The sequence below is a fragment of the Kitasatospora sp. NPDC059803 genome, from assembly GCF_042732255.1.
Lineage (GTDB): Bacteria > Actinomycetota > Actinomycetes > Streptomycetales > Streptomycetaceae > Kitasatospora.
In genome coordinates this window covers 1-3370 of record NZ_JBHWIJ010000403.1, presented here as the reverse complement: position 1 = coordinate 3370, position 3370 = coordinate 1, and the positions used below count along the sequence as shown (strand labels likewise).

The window sequence follows — 3370 nt, the reverse complement described above, 5'->3', positions numbered from 1 at the left end:
GCGGGGGCGGGGGGGGTCGGGGGCGGCCGCGCGCGGCCCGCGCCCCCCCCGCACTCCGCGGCGCCGGCCCTAACCCCCACCCGGGCCCCCCGCGCCTGGTTCCTGCCCATGCGGGTGCGCCGCTGGCCCTTCCCGTCGCTGACCGTGTAGTTGCCGGAGTTCGAGCCCGAGGAGTGATCCATGACCACCGCGGTCGACGACGCCGCCGCGCGGATGTCCGCCTTCATCCGCGACCCCTACCCCACGCTCGCCCGGATCCGCGAGGCCGGCGCGGTCTCCGTCGTGGAGTTCGGCGAGGGCCTGCCGGTCTACCTGGTGACGCGCTACCAGGACGTCCGGGCCGCGCTGATGGACCCGCGCTTCGGGCAGGACGTCCGCCGCAGCCAGGCCATCGCGAGCGGGCGGGGCTCCAGCCTGACGCTCGGTTCGGAGGTGGTCCACATGCTCAACAGCGACCCGCCGGACCACACCCGGTTGCGACGGCTGATCCAGGGCGTCTTCACCCGCCGGCGGGTCGACCTGATGCGGCCGCTGGTCGAGCGCATCGCCGACGGCCTGCTGGACGGGCTGCGCGGGCGGGAGACCGCCGACCTGGTGACGGACTTCGCCTTCCCGCTGCCGATCATGATCATCTGTGAGCTGCTGGGCTTCCCCCCGGAGGACATGCAGGCCTTCCGCACCTGGTCGACGGCGATCCTCACCCAGGGCGGCGACATGACCTTCGACCAGGCCACCGCCGAACTGAACGACTACCTGCGCGAGTTGATGACGGCCCGGCGGGCGTCGCCGAGCACGGACATCCTGACCGACCTGGTACAGGCCTGTGACGCCGGTGAACTCACCGAGCGGGAGGTGTTCTCGATGGTCTTCCTGCTGCTGATCGGCGGCCACGAGACCACCGTCAACCTGCTCGGCACCGCCACCCTGGCGCTGCTCCACCACCCCGACCAGCTCGCCTGGTTGCGCGCCAACCCGGCGGCGATGCCGGTCGCGATCGACGAGTTCCTGCGCTACGAGTCTCCGGTGAGCATGGCCACGCTGCGGTTCACGAACGCCGACGTGATGGTCGACGACGTGGAGATCCCGGCGGACGAACTGGTGCTGCTCTCGCTCGGCGCGGCCAACCGGGACCCGGCCCGCTTCACCGATCCCGACCGGCTGATCCTGGACCGGGGCGATCCGGGCCACCTGGCCTTCGGGCAGGGCCTGCACCGGTGCCTCGGCTCCTTCCTCGGCAAGCTGGAGAGCGAGGTCGCGCTGACCGGCCTGCTGGAGCGCTTCGGGCGGATCGAGCTGGCCGCCGCGGAGGAGACCCTGCCCTGGCGCAACACGATCATGCTGCGCGGCCTGGAGTCGCTGCCGGTCTCGCTCGATGGCTAGCGGCGCGGGAGCAAGCGACACGGGGACGGACAGCGCGGGGACGGGCGACGCAGGGACGGGCGACGCAGGGACGGGCAGCACAGGAGCAGGCGGCGCAGGAGCGCGCAGCGCGGCGGGGCTGCTGCGGTTCCGCCCCCGGATCAGCGTCGCGCCCCTGCGCGCGCGGGGCTTCCGGCTGCTGGTGATCGGGCAGGGCACCTCGGAGTTCGGCAACGCGTTCCAGGTGGTCGCCCTGCCGCTGCTGGTCTACTCCCTCGCCGGAGGCGCCCGCCAGCTGAGCCTGGTGGTCGCCGCCTACGGCGCGGGACGGCTGGCCGCCACCCCGCTCGGCGGGATGCTCGCCGACCGGTTCGGCGCCCGGCGGGTGATGCTGGCCGCCGACCTCGGCCGGCTGCTCGCCACCGCCGGGCTGTGCGCGATCGCCGCCGGCGGGGCGGCGAACTTCTGGCTGATCGGCGGGCTCGCGCTGCTGGTCGGCGTCGGAGCAGGGGTGTTCCTGCCGGCCGCCTGGGCGATCACCCCGACCCTGCTGCCCGCCGAGGACCTGCACGCAGGCAATGCACTGAACAGTACGGTCACCTTCGGCGCCGGTCTGCTCGGTCCGGCGCTGGCCGGCCCGCTGGTCGCCTGGCTGAACCCGGCCGCCGCCCTGGGCCTGGATGCGGCGACCTTCGCCGTGTCGGCGGCGACGCTGCTGCTGATCGGTCGCGGCAGCCTCGTCGCAGCACCCAGCCCGATCTCCGAACGCGCCTCCGTGCCGAAGAACTTCCGGCGCCTGCTGCGGGAATCGCCGTTGCTGCGCGCGGTGCTGACGGTGACGGTGATCGCGAACCTGACGGTGGGCGGCGCCACCCGCGTCGCCCTGCCGACCCTGGCCACCCACGGCTTCGACGCCGGCGCCGTCGGGCTGGGCCTGCTGCTGGCCGCGTTCACCGGCGGTGCGCTGGTCGGCGGCCTGTTCGCGGCCGGCCTCACCGAGGTCCGCTCGCGGGGCCGCACGGCGATGCTCTCCGGACTGGTGATGGGTGTGGCGATCGGCCTGGTGCCGTTCGTCGGCCTCGTCGGCGCCGTGCTGCTGCTCTGCGTGGCCGGCGGCGCCAGCACGGTGACCAACGTCCTGGTCGTCACCGGCGTGCAGAAGAGCACCCCGCCCGCCTTGCTGGCCCGGGTCATGGCGGCCGTCACCTTCTGCGCGCTGGGAGTCTTCCCGATCTCGGTGATCGCGGCCGGCGCGGCGGTGGACGCGTTCGGGAGTCAAGGGGTGTTCGCGACGACCGGGCTCTGCCTGACGGGCGCGTTCGGGTACGCGCTGACCAGGCGTGAGATCCGCGAGCTGTGAGCGCCCAGCCGACCGCCGGGCCCGCTCCCGCCACCGGCAGGCGGGGGCGGGAGGCGGGACCCGAGGCGGGTCCGGGCGGCGGCCCCGTCAGCGCAGGGTCGCGGTGACGACCGTCGCGTCCAGGTCCTCGCACCAGGCGTCGGCGGCGTCGAGGCCGGCCGCGCGGGCGACGGCCAGGGCCGTCGGGGTCTGCCGTTCGCTGGTCTCGAACAGCAGCGACCCGCCCGGGGCCAGCCAGTGCGGCGCCTCGACGGCCACCCGGCGCAGCACGTCCAGACCGTCGGCGCCGCCGTCCAGCGCCGGCCGGGCCTCGTGCAGCCGGGCCTCCGGCGGCAGCAGCGCGATGTCGGCGCTGGGGACGTACGGGACGTTGGCGAGCAGGACGTCGATCCGGCCGCGCAGGGCGGCGGGCAGCGCGACGAACAGGTCGCCCTCGAAGACCGGTGCCCCGGGCCCGGTGAGGTTGCGGCGGGCACAGCGGACGGCGACCGGGTCGACGTCGGCCGCGTAGAGCTCGACCGGGTGCGCGGCGGCGGCCGCCACGGCCCCGCCGAGGGCCCCGCGGCCCCACCACAGGGCGACCCGCACCGCGCCCAGGCCCGTGTGAGCGGGGGCCGGTGGGGCCAGGATAAAGCAGCGGCGGCGCGGGCC

Annotated in this window: 3 protein-coding genes; 2 read left to right on the top strand and 1 reads right to left on the bottom strand. The window is 75.1% G+C overall.

Annotation, left to right across the window (positions count from 1 at the left end):
- The first annotated feature begins 180 nt into the window (after positions 1-180).
- Both ACFV6I_RS36625 and ACFV6I_RS36620 read left to right on the top strand, forming a co-directional pair.
- A complete protein-coding gene (locus tag ACFV6I_RS36625; protein WP_380430311.1) occupies positions 181-1380 on the top strand; it encodes a cytochrome P450 in 1200 nt (399 codons plus the stop codon).
- Positions 1373-2719, top strand: coding sequence for an MFS transporter (locus tag ACFV6I_RS36620; RefSeq protein ID WP_380430309.1), 1347 nt, complete (start codon positions 1373-1375; stop codon positions 2717-2719). Before ACFV6I_RS36625 ends, ACFV6I_RS36620 begins: the two co-directional genes overlap by 8 nt.
- Positions 2720-2806: 87 nt before the next feature.
- Here ACFV6I_RS36620 and ACFV6I_RS36615 read toward each other — a convergent pair.
- A partial coding sequence (locus tag ACFV6I_RS36615) for a putative protein N(5)-glutamine methyltransferase (RefSeq protein ID WP_380430306.1) occupies positions 2807-3370 on the bottom strand: 564 nt, incomplete at its 5' end.